Raw genomic sequence first — 5,412 nt, forward strand, 5'->3', positions numbered from 1 at the left:
AAAGGATCACACCATCAAACCGCGGGATCAAACACCTAGCGCGCGGTGTGAACTCAAGTGGGAAAGGGGAACCTCGCTCAACGCGAGAGTTTTGCCACGATGCCAGTCACACCTCAAACCGCCTTTCTGCAACAATGTCGACCATTTAGGTAAATGAGTCAGCAAAGAGTGCGTCTAAAACGTTTGTTCGGGCGGCGCTGGCGGGAAAAACCTTGACCTGATTTTGATTTGTCTATCTGGACTGAGGGTGCCCAAATACATCACTGAGAGTCTTTCAGATGGATAGAAAATCCTCCATCCGTTCTTCGAAGCGGCAGGAAATTCAAGGCCTGCGCGCGATCAGCGCTTTGCTCATCGCGGTTTTCCACATTTTCCAGCTTGGTGTCTCCGGGGGGGTTGATATATTTCTGGTCGTCTCAGGCTTCTTCCTCTGGGGAAGTGCCAGACGGCTTCTGGAAAGCGGATCGGGCTTTCTGGAGTATTACAACAAGTTTTTCCAGCGTACCGCGCCAGAGGCCATCCTCGTGGTCATCGTCGTACTGCTTTTCTCAACGGTGTTCATCAGTCCCATCGAGTGGATTGCAGTTTTACGAGACGGGGCCTTTAGCGCGGTCTACCTGCAGAACTATTGGCTTGGGGTGACCGGGCAGGATTACCTCGCCAGCAGCGAAGGTATGAGCCTGTTTCAGCATTATTGGGCGATTTCCGTGATTGCACAGGTCCATCTGCTGTTTCCCGCCTTTGTGCTGCTGGCTCTGCTCTGCGTTAAACGGACGGGATTCAATCGGTTGAAAACCTTCCGGACGATCATTGCCGCAGCAAGCCTGATATCCTTTGTCTGGTCAATTTACCTGAGCCAAACCAATCCCGTCATTGCCTATTATGACACATTCACGCGGATCTGGCAGTTCGGGCTTGGGGCGCTTCTGGCCAGCTACGGAACTGAAAAAACCTCGGAAAGCGCGCTTGGGAACCTGCTGTCCTGGTGCGGTTTTCTTGCTTTCCTGTCTTGTGGCCTGTTGCTTCGAAATGCCTTTCCGGGAATAGCGTCTCTCTGGCCGACGCTCGGGGCGCTTCTGATCCTGAAATACGCCCGTGAGACCGGAGGGCTGCGCAATGCCGGGGGGCTTCTGTCAAATCGCGTGCTGGTCCGCATTGGCAGCATGACCTTCGGGATATATCTGTGGCATTTTCCAATTTTTGCCCTGTACCAGCGCCATACGCAGGAACAAACCATTCTGTCGGCCACCCTCATCATATTGGCCGCTATTGCTCTTTCCTGGCTCAGCACAGGGTTTCTAGCTTGGGTCGGCTCCGCCTTTCGCAACGGGCGCTTTCCCCGCTATGGCCTGACCCTTACGGCCGTGACAGCGATCATCGTGACCTGTGTCAGCAGTCTTGCGCTCGAACGTATCCTCGTCCTGCATCCCGCCAGACTGGCCGAGTGGAGGCATCCGATTTCCCGGGCGCCGCTCACCATTCTCAGAGTGCGGGAAGATCTCGCCGAGGTCTATGATCTTGGCTGCCATCAGGATCAGGTCACCGACGCTGTTGTGTCCTGCGAATTCGGACCCGATGACGCCCGTGCCCGGATATTCCTTGTTGGAGGCTCGCATTCCGCCCAATGGCAACCGCCCCTGCGACAGATTACCGACGATCTTGATCTGAAGCTGGTTTCGATGACCAAGAGTTCGTGCCGTTTCTTTTCCACCGAGGCAGAGGGAATGGATGCCTATCTTTCGGAAAGCTGCCGGACCTGGAATGACCGCGTCATGGAGCGTATCGCAGCCGAACCCCCCGAATTCCTCGTGGCGCTGGTCGACTCTTCGTTCGAAGCCACTCCGTCTGGCATCGCGCACGCGCTCAACAAGGTGCTCGACATGGGCGTGACCGTGATTGCGCTGCGGGACACGCCTTACATGAGGATCGACGTTCCCGCCTGTATCTCGCAGCCGCTGCTGTCGGATCCTGAACGCTGCCCTCGGCCATGGGCCGACGTGCTCGACGATGAGGATTACAAACTGGCCCGATCCAGAGTGGCCGAAGACGTGCAGATCGTCGATCTGAATAGCATCATCTGCCCGAACGGGATTTGCAATGTGGTGCAGGATGGCATGATCATGTGGCGCGACAGCAATCATCTTACCGCGACCTATGCCAAGACCCTCTCGGATGCGCTGTTCGCGCAGATTGGGTCGACTCTTCTGACCCAGTAGCCGCTGCCGTTTTGAGCGCAGGGCGGAGGCGATTGTCAGGTTCGGGATTTAACCGGAACTGACAGGCGTCTTCGCCCTGCGTGGGTCGGGAGCAAGCGCAAAATGCTGCCCGACGACGCCCGGCGGCATATCCTCAAGACAGCCGAACTGACGCGCCAGTGCCCCAGGGGCGGCTGGTTTGACAGCCTGTCACAGGGCTGCCGCAGCGGCCCGCCGATCATGGCGCGTTGAAGAATGACGAACCATCGCGCCAGCCTTGCCCGACCCGGGGAAGCCAAGGCGATGGGTGGCTGCCCGTGGGCGCACTGCCCTATCATTTTCGGGTTTCTGTAAAGGGTGACTTGTCAAGTCTTGTAGTTAGTTGACGCAACGTTAAAGTGATCGAGATTGAATTTTCTAGCCCTGTTGCACAAGAAACTCCCGTTTTTCCGGGAGGTTCAGACCTGTTTTAAAAAGGAATCTGTACAATGTCCGGCCCCAACAGTTTTGATCCGATCACTTCGAACGCACTTTTGCCCTATGGCGAATCCCTGATCGCGCAGGGCGATGACAACTCCGAACTTTTCAGCATCAGCAGTGTCTTCGAAAGCGGCTTTCTGTTCGGCGGACGCAGCTTTGACGAGCTTTTCATCAGCACCAATGGCGGTGTCAGCTTCATCGACCAGACCATCGATTACTTTGGCACATTCGAGAACACCGATTTCATAATCGCGCCGTTCTACGACGATCTGGACAACCGCACATTGCCGCCAGGGGCGACGCCGGGCATCTATTTCGACACCAACGCCGACCGCGATTCCGTGGTTGTTACATGGGACGGCGTCGGGATCTACAGTCGCGATGTCACCTTTCCCAACACCTTTCAGCTTGAAATGATCGATCTGGAAGACGGTGACACGCGGATTGTCTATCGCTTTGAGGATATGGGGAATTCGCGCGGCAACAGCTTTCAGATGGGGCTTGTTGCTGACGGCGGGCCGCGGCTGTTCCTGCGCGGCGGCACGGCGGGGGATGAGCTGGGCCTTGCCGAAGACATGGATTCGCTGGTCGGCAACACCGGCGTGGCTGGCGTGTGGGTGTTCGACATCATCGATGGCACGCTTCGGATCGACGATCTGCTCGGCAACACCGAAACCGGCAATGCCAACCCCAACACCCTGATCGGCACCGACAGGAATGATGTTCTCAGCGGCGGTGGCGGCAATGACACCATCTTCGGGCGGCTCGGAATCGACCGGCTGTCGGGCGATGACGGCAACGATTCCATCGAGGGCGAGGGCGACGATGACATCCTGCACGGCGGCGCTGGCCTTGACAGGCTGATTGGCGGATCAGGTGACGACACGCTGTTCGGCGACGCCGACAACGACTGGCTGGAGGGCGGTTCGGGGATCAACGAGCTGGATGGCGGCGAAGGGGAAGATACGCTGATCGGCACGGGCGGCATGTCCTTTGCGGCCTATGGCAGCTCTGCGGGCGGGCTGACGGTCAACCTCGACAATCCCACGCTGAACACTGGCGATGCGACTGGCGATCGCTACACCAACGTGACCAATCTTGTCGGGTCGAATTTCGACGACGACCTGACAGGCACCAATCTGAACAACATCATCCGCGGCGGTGAAGGCGGCGATGCCATCTCTGGCAATGATGGCGATGATCAGCTGTTCGGCGAGGCCGGCAGCGACACGATCACCGGCAGTGATGGCGACGACACCCTAGCGGGCGGCGCGGGCGCGGATGTGCTGATCGGGGGGGCGGGAAGCGATTTTGCCAGCTACAGCGACACGGATGATGGCTTGGTGGCCGATCTGGCCAATACCGCGCTGAACACCGGCGATGCCGCGGGCGACAGCTATTCCGGCATTTCGAACCTGATCGGGGGCACCGGCGACGATACGCTGGGCGGCAACAGCACCGCCAACCGCATCGAAGGGCTGGACGGCGCGGATATGCTGTTTGGGCGCGGCGGTGACGACACGCTGGTGGCAGGCAACGGCGACGATACGGTGAACGGCGGTCTGGGCGCCGATGATCTGCGAGGCGGCAATGGCACCGACAGCGCAAGCTATGCCGATGCCACGGCCGGGGTGGGGGCTAACCTGTCCAGTCCCGGATCGAACACCGGCGAGGCGGCGGGGGACAGCTACAGCAGCATCGAAAACCTGATCGGCTCCGGGTTCGACGACACCTTGTCCGGAAACAACAGCGACAATTTTCTGGCGGGCGGCGCTGGCAATGACAGCCTGAACGGCAATGGCGGCGATGACACGCTTCAGGGCGGCGCTGGCGCCGATACGCTCAACGGTGGATCGGGAAGCGATACGGCGGATTATTCCTCGGCATCGGCAGGGGTTTCGGCGAGCCTGATTAACAACTCGGGCAACACCGGTGATGCGCGCGGCGACATCTACAGCAGCATCGAGAACATCATCGGCTCGGGGTTCAACGACACCATTGGCGACAACTTTGGCACCAACATGGTGATGGGCGGCGACGGCGACGACCTGATCAACTCGCGCGGCGGCGCGGATATGTTCGTTGGCGGAGAGGGCGAGGACACGGTGTCTTATGCCGATGCCAGCTTTGTGCTGGTCGATCTGCTGGACCCGAGCGCCAACGGAGGCGCCGCCAGTGGCGCCATGTTCGAAACCGTCGAACATCTGATCGGCTCGGCGCAGGCCGATGACCTCTTCGGGGATGAGATGGCCAATGCCCTGTCGGGCGGCGGCAACAATGACAACCTCGATGGGCGCGGCGGCGATGACACGCTTGATGGCGGCGCGGGGAATGACAACCTGACGCTGGGCGAGGGCAGTGATACCGTTGTGGTACGGCTGGGCATGGGCAATGATGTCGTCACCGATTTCGACGCCGCGTTCGACAACGTTGATTTCTCGGCTCTGTCGGCTGGCGAGCGTGCGGCGATGGTGGTGTCGGCCAACGGGGCCGGCGACCGGGTGTTGACCCTGAGCGACGGGTCGAGCCTGACCATGACCGGCGTTCCCGCCAATTTCGCCCCGACCGGGGCCGTGACCGTCGACGGCACCGCCGCCGAGGATCAAACCCTGACCGCGCAGACAGCAACCATCGCCGATGCCGATGGGCTTGGCGCGCTCAGTTTCCAATGGCTGCGCGACGGGGTGGCTGTGGCCGGTGAAACCAACAGTACCTATCTGCTGGGGCAAGGCGATGT

At 59.6% G+C, this 5,412-nt stretch carries 2 protein-coding genes; both read left to right on the plus strand.

The annotated features are described in order from the left end of the window. The first annotated feature begins 278 nt into the window (after positions 1-278). On the plus strand, positions 279-2,216 hold the full coding sequence (locus tag KO516_RS19565) for an acyltransferase family protein (RefSeq protein ID WP_216005480.1): 1,938 nt from the start codon (positions 279-281) through the stop codon (positions 2,214-2,216). A gap of 467 nt (positions 2,217-2,683) precedes the next feature. Then, the coding region (locus tag KO516_RS19570; RefSeq protein WP_216005481.1) for a calcium-binding protein at positions 2,684-5,412 on the plus strand (2,729 nt) is incomplete at its 3' end.

Origin of the sequence: Citreicella sp. C3M06 (genome assembly GCF_018860705.1) — a bacterium.
GTDB lineage: Bacteria > Pseudomonadota > Alphaproteobacteria > Rhodobacterales > Rhodobacteraceae > Salipiger.

Excerpts from the sequence above, each read along its gene's own strand:
- KO516_RS19565 (WP_216005480.1), top strand. The coding sequence starts at position 279 with ATGGATAGAAAATCCTCCATCCGTTCTTCGAAGCGGCAGGAAATTCAA.